This window comes from Streptomyces sp. NPDC026589 (assembly GCF_040638385.1).
Taxonomy (GTDB): Bacteria; Actinomycetota; Actinomycetes; order Streptomycetales; family Streptomycetaceae; genus Streptomyces.
On the sequence record NZ_JBEZYG010000016.1, the window covers coordinates 124,921 to 142,798 of the forward strand.

General features: G+C 72.8%; 13 protein-coding genes and 1 riboswitch. Of the genes, 6 read left to right on the top strand and 7 right to left on the bottom strand.

The window, feature by feature from the left end; translation table 11 throughout:
- Nucleotides 1-35: 35 nt before the first annotated feature.
- Entirely contained in the window at nucleotides 36-1,022 is a 987-nt protein-coding gene (locus AB0F29_RS26555; RefSeq protein ID WP_361876653.1) for a VOC family protein, read from the bottom strand.
- A gap of 354 nt (nucleotides 1,023-1,376) precedes the next feature.
- On the opposite strand from AB0F29_RS26555, the gene AB0F29_RS26560 reads away from it, so the two are divergent.
- Both AB0F29_RS26560 and AB0F29_RS26565 read left to right on the top strand, forming a co-directional pair.
- Nucleotides 1,377-2,459 (top strand): hypothetical protein, encoded by a 1,083-nt coding sequence (locus AB0F29_RS26560; RefSeq protein WP_361876656.1) that lies wholly within the window; start codon nucleotides 1,377-1,379, stop codon nucleotides 2,457-2,459.
- A gap of 188 nt (nucleotides 2,460-2,647) precedes the next feature.
- On the top strand, nucleotides 2,648-3,007 hold the full coding sequence (locus AB0F29_RS26565; protein WP_361876659.1) for a hypothetical protein: 360 nt from the start codon (nucleotides 2,648-2,650) through the stop codon (nucleotides 3,005-3,007).
- A gap of 61 nt (nucleotides 3,008-3,068) precedes the next feature.
- On the opposite strand, the gene AB0F29_RS26570 is transcribed toward AB0F29_RS26565, so the two are convergent.
- The gene (locus tag AB0F29_RS26570) at nucleotides 3,069-4,190 is read right to left on the bottom strand and encodes a cobalt-precorrin-5B (C(1))-methyltransferase (RefSeq protein WP_361876662.1); all 1,122 of its coding nucleotides are present in this window, start codon (nucleotides 4,188-4,190) and stop codon (nucleotides 3,069-3,071) included.
- A 16-nt stretch (nucleotides 4,191-4,206) separates the two neighbouring features.
- Between AB0F29_RS26570 and AB0F29_RS26575 the strand changes: the two genes are divergently transcribed.
- Nucleotides 4,207-4,968: a cobalt-precorrin-6A reductase gene (locus AB0F29_RS26575; RefSeq protein ID WP_361876665.1), complete on the top strand. Its 762-nt coding sequence runs from the start codon at nucleotides 4,207-4,209 to the stop codon at nucleotides 4,966-4,968.
- A 15-nt stretch (nucleotides 4,969-4,983) separates the two neighbouring features.
- Here AB0F29_RS26575 and AB0F29_RS26580 read toward each other — a convergent pair whose 3' ends face one another.
- The 3 genes from AB0F29_RS26580 to AB0F29_RS26590 are packed head-to-tail and all read right to left on the bottom strand — an operon-like array spanning nucleotide 4,984 to nucleotide 8,581.
- The gene (locus tag AB0F29_RS26580) at nucleotides 4,984-6,495 is read right to left on the bottom strand and encodes a precorrin-2 C(20)-methyltransferase (protein WP_361876667.1); all 1,512 of its coding nucleotides are present in this window, start codon (nucleotides 6,493-6,495) and stop codon (nucleotides 4,984-4,986) included.
- An 11-nt stretch (nucleotides 6,496-6,506) separates the two neighbouring features.
- Entirely contained in the window at nucleotides 6,507-7,133 is a 627-nt protein-coding gene (locus AB0F29_RS26585) for a precorrin-8X methylmutase (RefSeq protein WP_361876670.1), read from the bottom strand.
- A gap of 53 nt (nucleotides 7,134-7,186) precedes the next feature.
- Nucleotides 7,187-8,581, bottom strand: coding sequence for a cobalamin biosynthesis protein CobG (locus tag AB0F29_RS26590; RefSeq protein ID WP_361876673.1), 1,395 nt, complete (start codon nucleotides 8,579-8,581; stop codon nucleotides 7,187-7,189).
- A 363-nt stretch (nucleotides 8,582-8,944) separates the two neighbouring features.
- Nucleotides 8,945-9,024: riboswitch (cobalamin riboswitch) on the top strand.
- A gap of 117 nt (nucleotides 9,025-9,141) precedes the next feature.
- On the opposite strand from AB0F29_RS26590, the gene cobN reads away from it, so the two are divergent.
- Nucleotides 9,142-12,747 carry a cobaltochelatase subunit CobN gene (gene cobN, locus AB0F29_RS26595; protein WP_361876676.1) on the top strand — a complete coding sequence of 1,202 codons (3,606 nt, stop codon included), beginning with the start codon at nucleotides 9,142-9,144 and terminating at the stop codon, nucleotides 12,745-12,747.
- A gap of 63 nt (nucleotides 12,748-12,810) precedes the next feature.
- Nucleotides 12,811-13,983, top strand: coding sequence for a hypothetical protein (locus AB0F29_RS26600; RefSeq protein WP_361876679.1), 1,173 nt, complete (start codon nucleotides 12,811-12,813; stop codon nucleotides 13,981-13,983).
- Nucleotides 13,984-14,140: 157 nt separating this feature from the next.
- On the opposite strand, the gene AB0F29_RS26605 is transcribed toward AB0F29_RS26600, so the two are convergent.
- Nucleotides 14,141-15,178 (bottom strand): AAA family ATPase, encoded by a 1,038-nt coding sequence (locus tag AB0F29_RS26605; protein ID WP_361876682.1) that lies wholly within the window; start codon nucleotides 15,176-15,178, stop codon nucleotides 14,141-14,143.
- Entirely contained in the window at nucleotides 15,175-16,374 is a 1,200-nt protein-coding gene (locus AB0F29_RS26610; RefSeq protein WP_361876684.1) for an ATP-binding protein, read from the bottom strand. The genes AB0F29_RS26605 and AB0F29_RS26610 overlap by 4 nt, the downstream gene beginning before the upstream one ends.
- Before the next feature lie 380 nt (nucleotides 16,375-16,754).
- Here AB0F29_RS26610 and AB0F29_RS26615 point away from each other — a divergent pair, with 380 nt between their 5' ends.
- On the top strand, nucleotides 16,755-17,870 hold the full coding sequence (locus AB0F29_RS26615) for a DUF4037 domain-containing protein (RefSeq protein WP_361876687.1): 1,116 nt from the start codon (nucleotides 16,755-16,757) through the stop codon (nucleotides 17,868-17,870).
- Nucleotides 17,871-17,878: the final 8 nt, after the last annotated feature.

A 17,878-nucleotide genomic window follows, 5' to 3' on the forward strand; every position in this document is an offset into this window, starting at 1 on the left:
GGGCTCGCCCCTCAGCGGTGGTCGAGCGGGCCGCCTCACCCCGCGCGGAAGACGACCGCCGTGCCGAGTGCCGCCTTCGCCGGTACGAAGAAGTCGCCGGTCGGTGTTTCCCGCAGCGGGATGCCGTTGCGGTGGAGCAGGTCCCGGGCCAGGGGGAGGTCGCGCACCGTTACGGTGTACGCCACCAGAGCCGGAAGCGCGGGCAGTTCCTCGCCCGGCAGGGTTGCGGCCAGGGCTGACTTCGGGATGATCTTCAGCGCTGCCCCGTCAAGATCGAAGATCAGCCCCTCGCCCTCCTGACGAGGGCGGCGGCCCAGGTAGGCCGCGTACCGGTGGTACGTGGCGGTCAGCTCCTCGTCCGCCACGCACAGCGTCGCCTCGGCCAGACCCGTCGCCCCGTTGGGGTGATCCAGGTGTCGTGCGGACTGGATGCCCGGGTCGAGATCGGCGACGATGCCCACCCTGCCCTCCGGGACGGTTCCGGCACCCGTGCCCGTGTCCGGCTCCTGCGCGTCGATCTCCAGGTAGCGGATCGTCTCGATGGGGGACTCGGCTCCCGAAGGCGCCGCCCGCCGTACGGTGTTGACCCCGCCGTGCCGTACGCCCGCCGACGTCAGACGCGCGGCCGCATCGTCGATGGCGGGCGACGAGAACATGAGGATGTGCAGGCCCTGGAAACGATCGAGGTAAGCGGCCAGGTCGGCGCTCGTCTCCCCGATCCGCTCCACCAGCCGCTGCCGCACCTCCGCCGGTGCCTCCAGGGGTACGAGGCGCGTATCGGCGGGCAGACGTCCGGTCTCGCCTGCTTTCAGGCAGGTCGCGAGTTCGAGGAAGGAGTCCGCGAAGTCCGCGTGCGTATTGGCCGCCCCGAAAGGCTCGGGCGCTCCGCCGGCGCTTCGGGGCATGCCCGGGCAACTCGGCGGCGGCACGGAAAAGCCGAGCCGCCCGTACAGGACGCTGGCCTCTGCCAAGTCCTCGACGATGTGGCCCACGTGGTGGAGACGCGTTGTGTCGTGTGGCATGACGTTCACCGTAACGGGTCCGCAGTAAAACGGAGTTGGGGCGGACTGGCGGGGTCCCCGACGTCTCTCTCGCCAGCTCAGCAGCGTTCTCGTCGTCTCCTCCGTCAGCCCCCGCGCCGGATCCGTGGCCACCAACAGCGTTCATGCCGCGCGGGATTCCGGCTACCCGGGACCAGTAAGTCACCTGGTCGGGTGGGGTGTTCCGCCTTTTGGTCCTCGTGCCTTCGCGGCTGCGGTACCGTGATCGCGTCATCACGCTCTGTGTGTACCCGCACATAGGGCGGCCCCCGGTGGTGTTCGTAGCACCGAGCCGAGGGCCTTCACCCAACTAGTGGAAGCAAGAGGTCCACCGGGATGCTTTGGCATGCTATCGCGCCGTCTCGGCGCTACACGAAGGCTTCGCACGACGTCGTGCGTCATCCGCGTCTGTGCAGTGACGCGAAGGTTCTGATTCTCTACGTTCAGGGGTTGCCGGACGGCGGCACGGATCTGGCGTTGTCCGAGCACGCCCGGAAGCTGGGCATCAAGGGGCGGGCGTTCCAGCGGGTCAAGGAGCAGTTGGTCATGTGCGGGTTCGTGCATGAGCGGCGGGTCTGCGGAGAGCGGGGGCGTTGGGCGACGCAGCAATTGTTCGCCAACGTGCCGTTGGCCGAGGCCGAGGTCCTCGGGCTGTGGTGCGACGCGGGTATCGGTGCCGGCGCCGCTCCGTCTCCGAGTGCGCGGTTTCCGACCGTCGGTCAGCCGAGGGGTCGGACCGTCGGTCATCAACTACCGGTGGACGAAGAACGGGAGAAGAACTCTTCCCACCCACCCACCGAAGCCCCGGACACCGACACGGCAAAGGTGTTGGAGCCGCTGACCGCCGAAGAAGTCGAAGCCGAACGGGTGTTGTTGTCGCTGCGGCATGCGAGCCACGGGCTCCGTCTCGGTGTCGCCGAGGCTCGTTCGCTCCTTGCGCAGGCGGTGGAGTGGCTGCGGCGCGGGGTCTCCGGGGGTGAGTTGCGCCGTGTGCTGAGCAGCAATCTGCCGCAGGGCGGGGTCCGGTGCGCCGTGGGGTTCCTGCGGCACCGGCTGGAGCAGAAGATGCCCGAGGCCGTCGTCTCCGTACCCGACGCCGAGCCGGTGCCTCCGCCCTCGGACCCGCCGCCCCCGTCCCCGCCTGCCGTTCCCCCGTACGTCGCGCCCCTCGTCACCTGCGCGGGGCCTGGGACCGAGCACGTCTTCCGGGCCATGGCCGAGGAGACCGAGTGCCCCGACTGCCAGCAGGCCGCCGCCTGGGCACGCTGGGCCGAGCGCCGGGCCGCGGACCTCGGCGTCGACCTCGCCGACGACGCGGCGGCCGCCGTGGAGGCCGGGCGTGACCCGGACGGGTGGCGGGGACGGCTCGCCGCTGCGGCGGGTGCTGCGGGAGTGCCCGGGGGGCCCGGGGCTCTGTAGCGGGTGCTGCCGCAACCGGCAGGAGCTCGTCGAGGGCTGATCAGGGCGCGATCCTCCGGATCCGGATACGTCGTCCGTAGACTCCGAAAGCTGTACGGCGAGTTCGGTCCCCTGAGCCGTGACCACCGCGTGGCGGAGCTGGGGGCGGACATCGCCGCGCTGGGTACACCGTGACGAGAGGGAATGGCATGTCGCAGACCGAGGGTGCACGACTGTTCCGGGAAGCCTGGATCGCGGGAGTGCGTCGCCATTTCCCCGGTGAGCCGAAGGCCGGTTACGTCACCCCGTGGGAGGACACCCCGCAGTGGGAGCGAGAGGCGGCCGGGGCTGTGTACGAGCAGGTGCGCCAGTTCGTCGAGATCAGCGGCGGGCATGTTTCCCGGCTCTCGCGTGAACAGCGCGGGCGCTTCGTCGCGACTTGCTGGACGGCCCAGATGTTCAAGCACTTCGGTGATCCCAAGCCGGGCTACGTCGCGGACTGGCCCGACCTCCCGACCTGGCAGCAGGAAACCGACGCCGACATTTTCGACGCCATCGAGAAGGGGTAGCTACCGCCGCCGGGGCGGGGGACTCGGGGGGACCGAAAGTCCAGCGCTTTGTACCGGGCCCCTACCCCCGCCCCACCACCACCCCCGCCCGGTCGATGCAGATCACGTCGACCGCGACCGGCGCACCCCGTAGCACCGCCAGGGCCTCGTCGCGGGCTCGGGCGGCGACCAGGTCGCCGAGGGGGACGCCCGCCGCTTCGCAGAGGCGCAGGGCCTCCAGGCCCGTGTTGGCGGTGGTGATCCGGGAAGCCAGCTCCTCGTTCGCCCCGCCCGTCCGGGCCAGGTCGGCCAGGAAGGGCTTGTCGACCTGGGAGCGGGCCGAGTGGAGGTCCAGGTGGCCCGCGGCCAGTTTGGAGAGCTTCGCGAAGCCGCCGCAGATCGTGAGGCGGGCGACGGGGTGGCGGCGTACGTACTTGAGCACCGCGCCCGCGAAGTCGCCCATGTCCAGCAGCGCGATGTCCGGCAGGCCGTACTCCGACACCACCGTCTTCTCCGACGTCGAGCCCGTGCAGCCCGCCACATGGGTCAGGCCCGCCGCCCGCGCCACGTCCACGCCCCGGCGGATCGAGTCGATCCACGCCGAGCAGGAGTAGGGGACGACGACTCCCGTGGTGCCCAGGATCGACAGGCCGCCCAGGATGCCGAGCCGACCGTTCCACGTCGAGCGGGCGATCTCCTCGCCGTGGTCGACCGAGACCGTGATCTCCACGTCCCCCGTCCCGCCGTGCTCCGCCGCCACCCGCTCCACGTGCTCGCGCATCAGCCGGCGCGGGACCGGGTTCACCGCGGGCTCACCGACATCGAGGGGCAGGCCCGGGAGGGTGACCGTGCCCACGCCCGGGCCCGCCCGGAACACCACGCCGGAACCGGGCGGCAGTCTCCGTACGGTCGACCGGACCAGCGCCCCGTGCGTCACGTCCGGGTCGTCGCCCGCGTCCTTCACCACTCCGGCCGTCGCCACCGCCTCACCCGGCCCGGCCGTCAGCTCCTCCAGCGCCAGCGCGAACGCCGGTGTCTGGCCCTTCGGCAGGGTGATGGTCACCGGGTCCGGGAAGTCGCCGGTCAGCAGCGCCGTGTACGCGGCCGTCGTCGCCGCCGTCGCACAGGCCCCGGTCGTCCAGCCGGGGCGCAGGCCCGTGTGTTTGAGTTGGGCACTGCGACCGCCCCGCGCCTCAGCGTTCATGAGAGAGTCCGTTCCGATGCTGCCTGTTCTGCCTGTGCATGTGCTTGTTCTGGGGGGTACTACCGAGGCGCGCCGGCTGGCCGAGCACCTGGTCGCCCATGACCCGGGTGTCCGGGTCACCACCTCGCTCGCCGGGCGGGTCTCCGCTCCCCGGCTGCCGCCGGGTGACGTGCGCGTCGGCGGGTTCGGGGGGCCCGAGGGGCTCGCCGCCTGGGTGCGCGAGCACGGTGTGGACGCCGTCGTCGATGCCACCCACCCCTTCGCCGCGACCATGAGCCGGAACGCGGCCGAGGCCGCCGCACAGGCCCATGTTCCTCTCCTCGCCCTCCGCCGGCCCGGCTGGGTCGCCCAGGACGGCGACCGCTGGCACACCGCCGGAACGCTCGCCGAGGCCGCCGGGCTGCTGCCCGCACTCGGCGAGCGGGTCTTCCTCACCACCGGGCGGATGGGGCTCGCCGCCTTCGCGGGAGCCGGCCTCGACGCGTTGTGGTTCCTCGTGCGGTCCGTCGACGCGCCGGAACCGCCCTGTCCGGCCCGGATGGAGGTCCTGCTCGACCGGGGGCCGTTCGGACTCCAGGGGGAGCTCGATCTCATCCGCCGCCATCGGATCGATGTGCTCGTCACCAAGGACAGCGGCGGGGACGCCACCGCCCCCAAACTCACCGCCGCCCGCGAAGCCGGGATTCCCGTCGTCGTCGTCCGGCGGCCACCGGTGCCGGAAGGGGTGCCGGTGGCCCGTACGCCCGATGAGGCCGTGGAGTGGGTGCGCCGGCTCTGAGACCCGCCGGAGGCTCTACGCCTCCGGGTAGCGGCGCGGCGTCCACACGATGGACCGGTCCGCGCCGGCGCCGCCCCTCCGCACCCACCGGGTCTGCGACGAGCCCACGATCAGCAGCGTCCGCATGTCCACCTCCGCCGGGACGACGTCGGCCAGCCGCACCGTCCGTACGCTCTCCGCCGGGCCGCCCACATCGCGCGCCAGCACCACCGGGGTGTCCGGCGAGCGGTGCTCCAGGAGCAGGTCGCGGGCCTTGCCGACCTGCCACGTACGGGACTTGGAGCCCGGGTTGTACAGGGCCAGCACCAGGTCCGCCGAGGCCGCCGCGCGCAGGCGCTCCGCGATGACCTCCCACGGCTTGAGCCGGTCCGAGAGGGAGATCGTGGCGTAGTCGTGGCCCAGGGGCGCACCCGCGCGGGCCGCCGCCGCGTTGGCCGCGGTGACCCCGGGGAGGACCCGTACGGGGATGTCCGCGTACGCGTCCTGCGAGGCCACCTCCAGCACCGCCGTCGCCATCGCGAAGACCCCGGGGTCGCCGCCGGAGACCACCGCGACACGGTGGCCCCGCCGGGCCAGGTCCAGGGCGAACTCGGCGCGCTCCGACTCCACCTTGTTGTCCGAGCCGTGCCGCGCCTGACCGGGACGGGCCGGCACCCGGTCCAGATAGGTCGTGTAGCCGACCACGGCGTCGGCGGCGGCGAGCGCTCCCCGCGTCTCCGGTGTCAGCCACAGCGGGCCCGCCGGTCCTGTGCCCACGACCACGACCTCGCCGTCGGCCTCTCCGGACGGGCGCGGCGCGTCGACGCGGCTCGGCAGCACCGCCACCGAGAAGTACGGGACGGACGCCGGGTCGATGTCCGCCAGGTCGCCCGTACGCTCCCCGGCCATCGTGGCCCGCTCCACGTACCGGGCCTCCGCCAGCCTCCCCGACGCCTCGAACGCCCCGCGCACCGCCGGGAACGTACGCCCCAGCTTCATCACCACGGCCGTGTCCGTGGCGGCGAGACGGGCCGTCAGCTCCTCCTCCGGGAGGGTGCCGGGGAGGATCGTGAGGATCTCCTCGCCCTCGACCAGGGGGGTGCCGAGACGAGCCGCCGCCGCGCTGACGGATGTGACGCCCGGGATGACCTCGGTGGTGTAACGGTCGGCCAGGCGCTTGTGCATGTGCATGTACGAGCCGTAGAACATCGGGTCGCCCTCGGCGAGCACCGCGACGGTCAGACCCGCGTCCAGGTGCGCCGCGAGACGGGCCGCGGCCTTCTCGTAGAACTCCTCCAGCGCGCCCCGGTAGCCGCCCGGGTGGTCCGTGGTCTCCGTCGTGACGGGGTAGACCAGGGCCTCCTCGATGTGGTCGGGCCGCAGGTGCGCCGCCGCGATGGACCGGGCGATCGAGCGGCCGTGCCGGGCGCTGTGGTACGCGACGACGTCGGCCTCACCGATGGCCTGGACGGCCCGCAGCGTCATCAGGTTCGGGTCGCCGGGGCCGAGCCCGACACCGTAGAGCCTGCCGGTAGTGGTGTCTTTCACCGGAGAAGTCACTACTCCTCCTCGCTCGCGATGGCGTTGATCGCCGCCGCCGCTATCGCGCTGCCGCCGCGCCGGCCGCGCACGATCAGGTGCTCCAGGCCCGACGGGTGGTCGGCCAGGGCCTCCTTGGACTCCATCGCGCCGACGAAGCCGACCGGGACGCCGATGACGGCGGCCGGGCGCGGGGCGCCCTCCTCGATCATCTCCAGCAGCCGGAACAGGGCGGTCGGGGCGTTGCCGACCGCGACCACGGCCCCCTCCATCCGGTCCCGCCACAGTTCCAGGGCCGCCGCGCTGCGCGTGGTCCCCATCTTCGCGGCCAGCTCCGGCACGGACGGGTCCGACAGCGTGCACACCACGTCGTTGTCCGCGGGCAGCCGCTTGCGGGTGACCCCGCTGGCCACCATCGCCACGTCGCAGAGGATCGGCGCGCCGGACCGCAGGGCCGCGCGGGCGTCGGCCACGGCGTTCGGCGAGAAGGCGAGGTCCGTTACGAGGTCGACCATGCCGCAGGCGTGGATCATCCGGACGGCGACCTGGCTCACGTCGGCGGGCAGCCCGGCCAGATCCGCCTCCGCGCGGATGGTGGCGAAGGACTGGCGGTAGATCGCCGGTCCGTCCTTCTCGTACTGGTGCACAGTGCTGTCGCTTTCTTCTGCCGGTGTAGCCGGTATGGGGAGGGGGAGAGTGCTCAGGCGCGGGCCGCGGCCACCGCCGCGGCGAGTGCCGCCGGGTCGTTCCGGACCGCCGCCCGGGGGGCACGGTGTTCGCCCCGTACGTGCGAGATCCGGTGTCCGTCGGGCGTGACGACCACGTCGATCCACTCCCCGTGGGGGTGGCCGCAGCGGCGTTCGCACCCGGACCAGTACACAGGGAGCCGCCCGACCGGTCCGACAGCGGCCCCCGCTTCGGCCCGCACGTCGGACAGCGACTTCCCGCAGCCGGGGTGGCCGATGCAGGCGCCGACGCCGGTCCACGGGGAGTCCGGGCCGGTGATCAGCCCGGCCGCCGCCAGCGTGTCCAGCGCCTCGGCCGCGGGCCCGGACTGCCCGGAGGGCCCGGACTCCCCGAAGGAGCCGGACTCCCCGAAGAAGCCGGGGATGATGATCCCGCGCCACGGAGTGAGCCGCAGCTCGTACCCGGACCGCTCGGTCCCGTACCGCCGGGCCGTCTCGGTGAGCAGCCGCCACTGGGCGGGGGCGAGGCGGCCCAGCGGTACGCCGACGCTGATCGCGGTCACGGTCGCTTCCGGGGTCGCTGTCGCTGACGGGGGCGCTGTCGTTGTCGTGGGCGTGCTGGCGTCCGGTGCGGTGACCGGGCCCGGGGCCGGAACCTTCGGCGCCCCCGGGCCGGGGCGGTGAACAGCTGGGCCCGCCGTCGCCCCGATGGTGCGGACCAGCGCGGCGCGTACGTCCTCGGGCAGGTCCTTCACGCGCCACGCGCCGGAGCCCCGGGCGGCGCGGAGGAACGCCTCGGCGGCCAGGAGCGCGGCGCGCGGGCCGTCCGCCGCCGGCAGCCGGAACACCTCGTCGGCGGCCCCGACCCGCAGGAGGCAGTCGCCGCCCTCCGCGATCAGCGTCACGTCCGCGCCCAGCGCGTCCACGTCACCGCGGCCCGCGTCGAGGGCGAAGAGGAAGCGGCCGGAGAGCGCGGCGGCGGCGGCCGACCCGCACACCAGGCCGTCCAGCTCGGACAACCAGCCGCCGAGCGCGGGTGATCCGTCGAGTCCGGCGAGCGGCGAGGCCACGATGTTGCGGGCCCGCTCGTGCGCGGCGGACGGCAGCAGCCCGGCGGCGCCGAGCAGTTCGGCCGGCCCGCCGCCGCACTCCGCGTCCAGGCCGCGCAGCTGTACGTTGCCCCGCGAGGTGAGATGCAGCTCACCGTCCCCGAACCGGCCGGCCACCGCGAGCAGCGCGTCCGCCCGGTCCGCGCTCAGCACCCCGCCGGGGACGCGTACCCGGGCCAGCGCACCGTCGTCGGCCCGGTGCAGCCGCAGCGTCCCCGGGCAGGCGTCGCCGCCGTCGCGAGGGGATGCGCCGCCCACGGAGAGGGGCGAGGGGGCGGAATCGGGCATGGCGGCGAGCATACCGACCGGGCCGGTCCCGTAGACGGGCCCGCTCCTGTGACCTCCGGGACAGCGGGTGAGGCCGAACCGTGGGAACGGGGTGGGACCGGCCTGCGGGGCAGACATGCGGGACCGGCCTGCGGGACAGACCGGGGGCAGGGGGGGGGACAGACCTGCGGAACCGGCCAGCGGGGCAGACCTGCGCGACAGACCTGCGGGACGGACACAGGCAGGCTCGACCCGCTGGTCAGCGGGGTACGGACAGCCGCCGTGCCCGTACGCGGTGATCACCACCGCACCCCCGCCCCCTGCCCCTGTCCCGCTCCGCCGCTTAGGATGCAGGCGGTGGTCCGTTCAGGCCGCCATCGCCAGACGGCGACAGGGGAGGAAGCCCGGTGAGATTCCGGCGCGGTCCCGCCACTGTGAGCACGGCCGCCACCACCGGCCGTGCGAGTCAGGAACTCCCTTCCCCGAGCGCCCGGTTCCCGAGCCGGACGCAGCGCCCGGCTTCCGAGCCGGACGTGGGGAGACCCTCCGACACCGCCCGGGGCGTGGACACCCCGAGGAAGGCCTGACGCAGCATGATCCTGCTCCTGTCGACGTCCGACACCGACCTCCTGAGCGCCCGCGCTTCCGAGGGACCCGTCAGCTACCGGTACGCCAACCCCTCCCGCGTCTCCCTCGACGGACTGCCGGACCTCCTGGACGGCGTCGACCTCGTCGTCGTACGCCTCCTCGGCGGCGTCCGGGCCTGGCAGGAAGGGCTCGACGCGGTGCTGGCCACCGGCCGCCCCGTCGTCGTGCTGACCGGTGAGCAGGCCCCCGACGCCCAGTTGATGGCCGCCTCCACCGTGCCGATCGGCATCGCCGCCGAGGCGCACGCCTACCTCGCGCACGGCGGGCCCGCCAACCTGGAGCAGCTGGCCCGGTTCCTCTCCGACACCGTGCTGCTGACCGGCCACGGCTTCGAGCCGCCCGCCCCGGCCCCCGCGTGGGGGCCGCTGGAGCGGGAGGCCCGTGAGGTGGCCGAGGGCGCGCCGACGGTCGCCGTCCTCTACTACCGCGCCCACCACATGAGCGGGAACACCGCGTTCATCGACGCCCTGTGCACGGCGGTGGAGGACGCCGGCGCCCGGCCGCTCCCGCTGTACGTCGCCTCCCTCCGTACGCCGGAGGCCGAGCTGATCGACGCGCTCCGCGCCGCCGACGCCATCGTGACCACCGTCCTCGCGGCGGGCGGCACCAAGCCCGCCGAGGCGTCGGCCGGCGGCGACGACGAGTCGTGGGACGCGGGCGCGCTCACCGGGCTCGACGTGCCGATCCTCCAGGCGCTCTGCCTCACCAGCCCGCGCAGCGCCTGGGAAGAGAACGACGAGGGCGTCTCCCCGCTGGACGCGGCCACCCAGATCGCGGTGCCGGAGTTCGACGGCCGGCTGATCACCGTCCCCTTCTCCTTCAAGGAGATCGACGAGGACGGGCTCCCGGCGTACGTCGCCGACGGCGAGCGCGCGGCCCGGGTCGCCGGGATCGCCGTACGGCACGCGAAGCTGCGGCACATCCCGAACGCGGAGAAGCGCATCGCGCTCGTGCTCTCCGCCTACCCGACCAAGCACTCCCGGATCGGTAACGCGGTCGGGCTCGACACCCCCGCCAGCGCCGTCGCCCTGCTGCGGCGGCTGCGCGCCGAGGGGTACGACTTCGGCCCGGAGGCCGACATCCCGGGGCTGGTCTCCGGCGACGGCGACGAGCTGATCTACGCGCTGATCGAGGCGGGCGGCCACGACCAGGAGTGGCTGACCGACGAGCAGTTGGCCAAGAACCCGGTCCGTATCCCGGCCGCCGATTACCGCCGCTGGTTCGCCACCCTCCCCGAGGAGCTGCGGCTCGCCGTGGAGCGGCACTGGGGCCCGGCTCCCGGCGAGATGTTCGTCGACCGGTCGGCCAACCCGGAGGGCGACATCGTCCTCGCGGCCCTGCGGCGCGGCAACCTCCTCATCCTCATCCAGCCGCCGCGCGGCTTCGGCGAGAACCCGATCGCGATCTACCACGACCCCGATCTGCCGCCCTCGCACCACTACCTGGCCGCCTACCGCTGGATCGCTGCCTCCGCCGACGACAACGGCTTCGGCGCGGACGCCATGATCCACCTCGGCAAGCACGGGAACCTGGAGTGGCTGCCCGGCAAGAACGCGGGGCTCTCCGCCGCCTGCGGTCCGGACGCGGCCCTCGGCGACCTGCCGCTGATCTACCCGTTCCTCGTCAACGACCCGGGCGAGGGCACGCAGGCCAAGCGGCGCGTCCACGCCACGCTGATCGACCACCTCGTGCCGCCGATGGCCCGCGCCGACAGCTACGGCGACATCGCCCGCCTTGAGCAACTCCTCGACGAGCACGCCCAGATCGCCGCGATGGACCCGGCGAAGCTGCCCGCGATCCGCGCGCAGATCTGGACGCTGATCCAGGCCGCGAAGCTCGACCACGACCTCGGCCTGGAGGACCGGCCGGAGGACGAGGGCTTCGACGACTTCATCATGCATCTCGACGGCTGGCTCTGCGAGATCAAGGACGTCCAGATCCGCGACGGCCTCCATGTGCTGGGCAACCCGCCCGCCGGGAACGACCGGGTCAACCTGGTGCTCGCCGTGCTCCGCGCCCGCCAGATCTGGGGCGGCACGGCCTCGCTGCCGGGGCTGCGCGAGGCGCTCGGCCTCGACGAGTCGGCCGCCACCCGCACCGCCGCCGACACCATCGAGGAGCAGGCCCGCGCGCTCGTCCAGGCGATGGACGACGCCGACTGGGACCCGGCCGCCGTGGCGTCCGTCGCCGCCGGGCTGCCGGACGCGGTCGCCGACATCCTCACCTTCGCGGCCACCGAGGTCGTCCCGCGCATGGCGGCCACGACCGATGAACTCACGCACGCCGTACACGCCTTGAACGGCGGGTTCGTCCCCGCGGGCCCGTCCGGCTCCCCGCTGCGCGGCCTGGTCAACGTCCTCCCCACCGGCCGCAACTTCTACTCGGTCGACCCGAAGGCCGTCCCCTCCAAGCTCGCCTGGGAGACCGGCCAGGCCCTGGCGGACTCGCTCCTGACCCGCTACCGCACCGACAACGGCGACTGGCCCACCTCGGTCGGCCTCTCCCTCTGGGGCACCAGCGCGATGCGCACGGCGGGCGACGACATCGCGGAGGCGTTCGCGCTGCTCGGCATCCGCCCCGTCTGGGACGACGCCTCGCGCCGGGTGACCGGCCTGGAGCCCATCCCGTACGAGGAGCTGGGCCGTCCCCGTATCGACGTGACGCTGCGCATCTCGGGCTTCTTCCGCGACGCGTTCCCGCACACGGTCGGGCTGCTGGACGACGCCGTACGGCTGGCCGCCTCGCTGGACGAGCCCGCCGAGCAGAACCACGTACGGGCGCACACCCAGGCCGACCTGGCCGAGCACGGCGACGAACGCCGGGCCACCACCCGGATCTTCGGCTCCCGCCCCGGCACCTACGGCGCGGGTCTCCTCCAGCTCATCGACTCCCGCGACTGGCGCACCGACGCCGACCTCGCCGAGGTCTACACGGTCTGGGGCGGTTACGCCTACGGCCGTGAGCTGGACGGCCGTCCGGCCCGCGAGGAGATGGAGAGCGCCTACCGGCGCATCGAGGTCGCCGCGAAGAACACTGACACCCGCGAGCACGACATCGCGGACTCCGACGACTACTTCCAGTACCACGGCGGCATGGTGGCCGCCGTGCGCGCGCTCAAGGGCAAGGCCCCGGAGGCCTACATCGGGGACTCCACCCGTCCCGAGACCGTCCGCACGCGGACGCTCGTCGAGGAGACGTCCCGTGTCTTCCGCGCCCGGGTCGTCAACCCGAAGTGGATCGAGGCGATGCGCCGCCACGGCTACAAGGGCGCGTTCGAGCTGGCGGCCACCGTCGACTACCTCTTCGGGTACGACGCCACGACCGGCGTCGTCGCCGACTGGATGTACGACAAGCTCACCGAGACGTACGTCCTGGACCCGGAGAACCGGCAGTTCCTCCAGGAGGCCAACCCCTGGGCCCTGCACGGCATCGCGGAACGCCTTCTGGAGGCCGAGTCGCGCGGTATGTGGGCCAAGCCCGACCCGGCGGTGCTGGACGCGCTGCGCCAGGTGTACCTGGAGACGGAAGGGAACCTGGAGGGCGAGGACTGACCCTGGCGTATTTCTTCCGCCGCCCCCTGCCCCGGATCGCCCCCGACCGGCACAATCACGGTCATGGGGACCATGGGGCAGGGGCCGGCCGGACAGGACGCGCTTGATGTCAACGAGCGTTCGGTACGCGGGAGTTCGGTGATGCGCAGGATTCTCGAAGCCCTGCGCCTGACGGTCGTGTCGGGAGTGATCGGCGCGGCGATCGCGGCCGTCGTGGTCGGCGCGATCCTGGAGGAGCTGCCCGTCGTCCTCACCGGGGTCGGGGGCCTGGTCCTCGTCGTCCTGATCGCCGCCGTCGTCGGGCGGTGGGCGCCGGGCCCCGGCACGCCGCCGGTGACCCGGACCGCCCTCGCCCGGATCGAGGACCTGCGGGCCACGGGCGGCGAATCCGCCGACGTACCGGTGGACTTCCGGCTGACCGTGGCGCCGGAGCCGGAGGACGGCAGGCCGGCGTACCGCGTGAACATCGACGAGCGCATCAACCTGGCTGACCTCCCCGTCTACCGGCCGCGCTCCATCGCCGTCGTGGAGTACCGCCCGGACGAGCCCTGGGAGGTGCGGATCGTCACCCGCCCGACCCCGGAGTGGAGCCGCCGGGCCGATGAGGCGGAGATCGACTCCGCGCCCGAGTCCACGCTGGTGGAGAAGCCGGGGCCCAGCGAGAGCTCCTGGTGCGGGCTGATGCTCATCATGTTCCTGGCGGGTGCGGCGCTGGTGGTGTTCCTCTTCCGGGGCGAGCTGTTCACGTCCGAGGACGACACGGGGCCCTCGTCGAAGCAGCCCTCCGTCACGTCGTCCGCCTCCTCCTCCCGGACGTTCACCTCGACCACCACCGTCTCCGGGCCCTCCTCCTCGATGCTGGTCCTCGGACGGATGCGGGAGACGGCCGCGGAGCTGGAGGCTCGCGTGGGCACCTCGGAGGTCACCGCGATCACCATCGAGGAACGCCGCATGAGGATCCGCGGCGACGCCGCCCGCCCGGCCGGCGAGACGATGCACGTCCAGATGCTCCCGTACGAGCTGTTCCCCGCGCTGGTCCACGAGGCCCGCACGACCCTGGGCGTACGCGAACCGAAGAGCTGGCGCATCGACGTGACGCCGGGGGCCGACCTGGGAGAGGGCCCCCGGGTCCGGGTCACGGTGACCGGCGAGGAGGGCACCGCCCACCTGGACGCGGACGCGACGGCCCGGGTCGTGGACCGGCGTCCGGTGGGAGAGGCGAAGAAGGGCGGCTGACGCGGGTGCCGGCGGGGGCGGCCCATCTCCACGTTTCCTGCTCGACCCGTCTCCACATTTCAGGACGTCCGCCGCCACCCGGCGGGAGCGGCACCGACCCGGAACTGCGGGCCCTGCCGCTGACCTTCTCCCGCACCAGGCCGTGGCCCTGGCCTCGCTACCGGTCGGCCACGCGGTCCAGGACGTTCTCGGCCAGCCCCTTGAACTCCCTGTAGCAGGTCTGTACGTACTTCTGGGTGCTGCCGAGCGCGCCGTCCGCGGCTTTGAGTTCGAACATCGGCTTCCTCGCGTCGTGTGCGAGAGGCATCAGGCTGCGGTAGTTGCGCAGTGTCGCGATGTGATGGAGAGCGTCTCCGGACGAAGGGTCCTTCGTGTTCAGCACGGCGGAGGAGTAGACGTGCGGAATGCGCCCGAGCCAGCGCTCGTAGGCTTTCACGGGGCGGTCCAGACGCATTTCCGGCTGCATGATCACGTATCCCAGCGGTGTCATCTCCGCCGGGGGCGCCGAGATCCCCGCCGGGACCTGGGGCAGGACGACCTGACGCCAGTTGTGCCGCCACTCCCGGAGCGTCGGCCCCAGGTTGCTGAGTCCCTTGAGGGAGAACAGATCGGCGGCGAGCGGCATCAGCACGCTGTCGGCGGCGATCAACGCCGCGCGGTTGATGGCACCGAGGTTGGGGCCGACGTCGATGAGCACGATATCGGCCTCCACGGACGCGGCGGCGTGCTCGATCATGCGGTGGAACGCGGTGGTGGTCCGGATCGCGGCGATATCCCCGGCGAACGACTTGAACCACTCGTTCGAGAGCTTGTCCTCGAACCGGCTCAGGTCCAGGCTCCCGGGAAGCAGCCACAGCCCGGGCTTCAGCAGGACCGGCTCCACCAGGGCGACGTCGCCCGTGCCCTCCAGGATGGGTCGTACCGCGTCGGCGACGGTCCGGCCCTCACGGATACGTCCCGTGCCGTTCAGTTTCGCCGGTACGAGGCCCTGGGCGATCAGTTCCGAAGGGTTCGACCACAGGTCTTCGATCTCGCTCTCGTCCAGACACACGGACGTCAGGTTGGCCTGCGGATCGAGGTCCACGGCCAGGACGTTCCGGCCGAGGCGGCCCATCATGTGCGCCAGGTGATAGGCGAGGGTGGTCTTGCCGACGCCCCCCTTGTTGTTGAAAAGCGCGATCGACGTCGCGGTCATACGACCCTCCTGAGGGTCACGGCCCAGGACGAGTCGTCCACCTGGAACTCGGCGGGCGGATTTCCGTTGCGCTCCAGCGCCGCCCGCACCCTGCCGATGCCCCGGCCGAAGCGGTTGACGTAACCGAGCCCCTTCAAGGCGGCTGCGAGCGACGGGTTGCGGTAGTCCGTCACCAGATCGAAGTTGTCGTCCCGTACCTGGCCGAACGGCCCGCCCGGATTGGTGACCTCGATGCGGTCGTCGAACCAGACGATGCGGGTCGGGGCGTAGGAGGTCTCGTAGTTCCGGTGCATCAGGGCGTTCATGCAGATCTCCCGCAGTGCTTCCAACGGGTAGTCCGGTTGCGGGGTCTCCCGAAAGCCGTCTCCGACGATCCGGGTCCTCAGATTGCTGCGCAGGAGAGGTTCGAGTCGGGCAGCCGTGCCGATCAGGTTCTGCCGCAACTCCTGCTCGTCGGCGACGGGCGCGTCGAGGTCGACCCCTTCGTACCGCACGAACTGGACGTACGCCCCCGGGATGCTGCTGGACGGGTCGAGCCCGAGGGCCAGCAGGCCGAGTGCGGTGGGGGTGCCGTCCGGCGTGGCGAGATGGCAAGAGGCCAGCTGGACATCGAGCGGGCGGCCGTTCTCCTCGATCACCTCGGGATCGACCATGGAAGGCAGATAGGAACGCTGGAACAGATCGAGGTCCAGATCGTCGTGCGTCGCGCGGGCCACGGGCCGGACGTCGAACGGCCCGTCCCCCGACCGGCGGCGCTCGGACAGCACGCGTTCGTCCTCCCGCCCGGCCCGTCGGGTGGTGGGTCCCGGCCGGACCCAGACCACGCCGTCGCACCGTACGGGCGGCGCGGCCGAGGCTTCCACGCGCAGGTGCACGACCGGCTTGCCCTTGTAGCGGGCTACGCGGACGGTGAGCGACGGCCGGTCGAGAATGCGGCCGTCGTCCCGGAGGTCGGTCAGGGCCAGCAGCGCGCGATCGCTCGTGTCGACATCGTCCACCGGATCTCCGGCGTCGTTCACGCCCACAAGGATGTCACCGCCCCCATGGCCACAGAGGTCGTTGGCCATGGCGCACACGGCTGTGGCGATGGCGTCACCGCGCTTGCCTTCCCGCTTCGCCGTGCGCTTGAACTCCAGCGTCGTGCTCTCGCGGGTGCCCAGAACTTCGGCCAGATCGTCGTTGCTCACAGTGCGCATCCTCTCAGTTCCCGGCGGGCCGGACAGTGGAAGCGCGGGTGCCCGCCGGGAGGCCCCGGACTGGGGACAGCGGGCGAAGCGCGCGACGGGCCGCCGGAAGGAGGAGCCCTTCTGCGCGGAGAGCTCCACCTGCTTCCGCCTGGGTACCGACGCCGACGGCAACGCCTGCACAGCGGTCGCCGGCAGGCGAGGGCCTACCTGACGGGCACCCGGGAGGCGCTGAGCACCCTCCTCCGGGACACCGAGGCAGGGAAGGCCGACCACCTGGTGCAGTGCTCGCTCCTCTCGCTCCCGACCGGCTCCCCGAGCCGACGTGAGCCGTTGTTCCGCGACCCGGAAATCGCCTGGAAAGAGACGCCCCGGCCGGGCAGAGTGGGCGGATGACGACCCCCGCCCGCGCGTTCCTGCCCGGACTCGCCCTGTCCCGGATCCTCTACGAGGAGGCCGTGCGGCCGATCCTCGACGCGGAGTACCCCGGCCTGCGGTACGCCGCCGCCCGGATCGGCTCCGGCTCCGAGGTGCTCGGCTTCGACACCGCCCGGTCGGTGGACCATGATTGGGGCCCGCGCCTGGACCTGTTCCTACAACCTGCCGATGCCGCCGCGCACGGGGAGCGGCTGCACCGCCTGTTCGCCGAGCGGCTGCCCAAGCAGGTGCGCGGCTGGCCGACGCACTTCCGGCACGCCGACCCGGACGACCCGGTCGGGCACATGGAGCTGACGGACGGCCCGGTCCACCACCGCGTCCTCGTCGCCGACGTCGGCGGGTGGCTGCACGATCGGCTCGGCCTCCGCCCCGGCCCCGGCGGGGAGCCTCCGTCCCCGGAGACCCGCGACTGGCTGGCCATGCCGCAGCAGAGGCTGGCGGAGACCACGGGCGGCGCGGTGTTCCACGACGGGGTCGGCACGCTGACCCGGGCGCGGCAGGCGCTGGACTGGTACCCGGACGAGGTGTGGCGCTATCTGCTGGCCTGCCAGTGGCAGCGGATCTCCCAGGAGGAGGCGTTCGTCGGACGCTGCGCCGAGGTGGGGGACGAGCTGGGGTCCGCCGTGGTCGCGGGGCGGCTCGTGCGGGACCTGATGCGCCTGTGCCTGCTCCTCGCCCGGGAGTACGCGCCGTACGGCAAGTGGCTCGGCAGCGCCTTCGCCCGGCTGCCCGGGGCCGACGAGCTGCTGCCCGCCCTGCGGGGGGCCGTCACGGCCACGGACCACCCGGCACGCGAACGGCACCTCGGCGACGCGTACGAGGCCGTGGCCGCGCTCCAGAACGGCTCGGGCCTCGCGGAGGCGGTGGACCCCGGGCGGCGCCCGTACCATGGCCGCCCGTTCCAGGTGCTGCACGCCGAGCGCTTCGCCCACGCCCTGGCCCGGAGCATCACCGACCCGGAACTGCGGGCCCTGCCGCTGACGGGGAGCGTGGACCAGTGGGCGGACAGCACGGACTTCACCGGGCGGCAGGGGCCCGTGCGGGCAGCGGTCGACGCGCTCGGCGGCTGACGGGGCCC

What these genes read in the sequence shown, in the direction of transcription:
- AB0F29_RS26555 (WP_361876653.1), bottom strand. Translation starts at nt 1,022, where the DNA reads ATGCCACACGACACAACGCGTCTCCACCACGTGGGCCACATCGTCGAG.
- AB0F29_RS26560 (WP_361876656.1), top strand. Translation starts at nt 1,377, where the DNA reads ATGCTTTGGCATGCTATCGCGCCGTCTCGGCGCTACACGAAGGCTTCG.
- AB0F29_RS26565 (WP_361876659.1), top strand. Translation starts at nt 2,648, where the DNA reads ATGTCGCAGACCGAGGGTGCACGACTGTTCCGGGAAGCCTGGATCGCG.
- AB0F29_RS26570 (WP_361876662.1), bottom strand. Translation starts at nt 4,190, where the DNA reads ATGAACGCTGAGGCGCGGGGCGGTCGCAGTGCCCAACTCAAACACACG.
- AB0F29_RS26575 (WP_361876665.1), top strand. Translation starts at nt 4,207, where the DNA reads ATGCTGCCTGTTCTGCCTGTGCATGTGCTTGTTCTGGGGGGTACTACC.
- AB0F29_RS26590 (WP_361876673.1), bottom strand. Translation starts at nt 8,581, where the DNA reads ATGCTCGCCGCCATGCCCGATTCCGCCCCCTCGCCCCTCTCCGTGGGC.
- cobN (WP_361876676.1), top strand. Translation starts at nt 9,142, where the DNA reads ATGATCCTGCTCCTGTCGACGTCCGACACCGACCTCCTGAGCGCCCGC.
- AB0F29_RS26600 (WP_361876679.1), top strand. Translation starts at nt 12,811, where the DNA reads ATGGGGACCATGGGGCAGGGGCCGGCCGGACAGGACGCGCTTGATGTC.
- AB0F29_RS26605 (WP_361876682.1), bottom strand. Translation starts at nt 15,178, where the DNA reads ATGACCGCGACGTCGATCGCGCTTTTCAACAACAAGGGGGGCGTCGGC.
- AB0F29_RS26610 (WP_361876684.1), bottom strand. Translation starts at nt 16,374, where the DNA reads ATGCGCACTGTGAGCAACGACGATCTGGCCGAAGTTCTGGGCACCCGC.
- AB0F29_RS26615 (WP_361876687.1), top strand. Translation starts at nt 16,755, where the DNA reads ATGACGACCCCCGCCCGCGCGTTCCTGCCCGGACTCGCCCTGTCCCGG.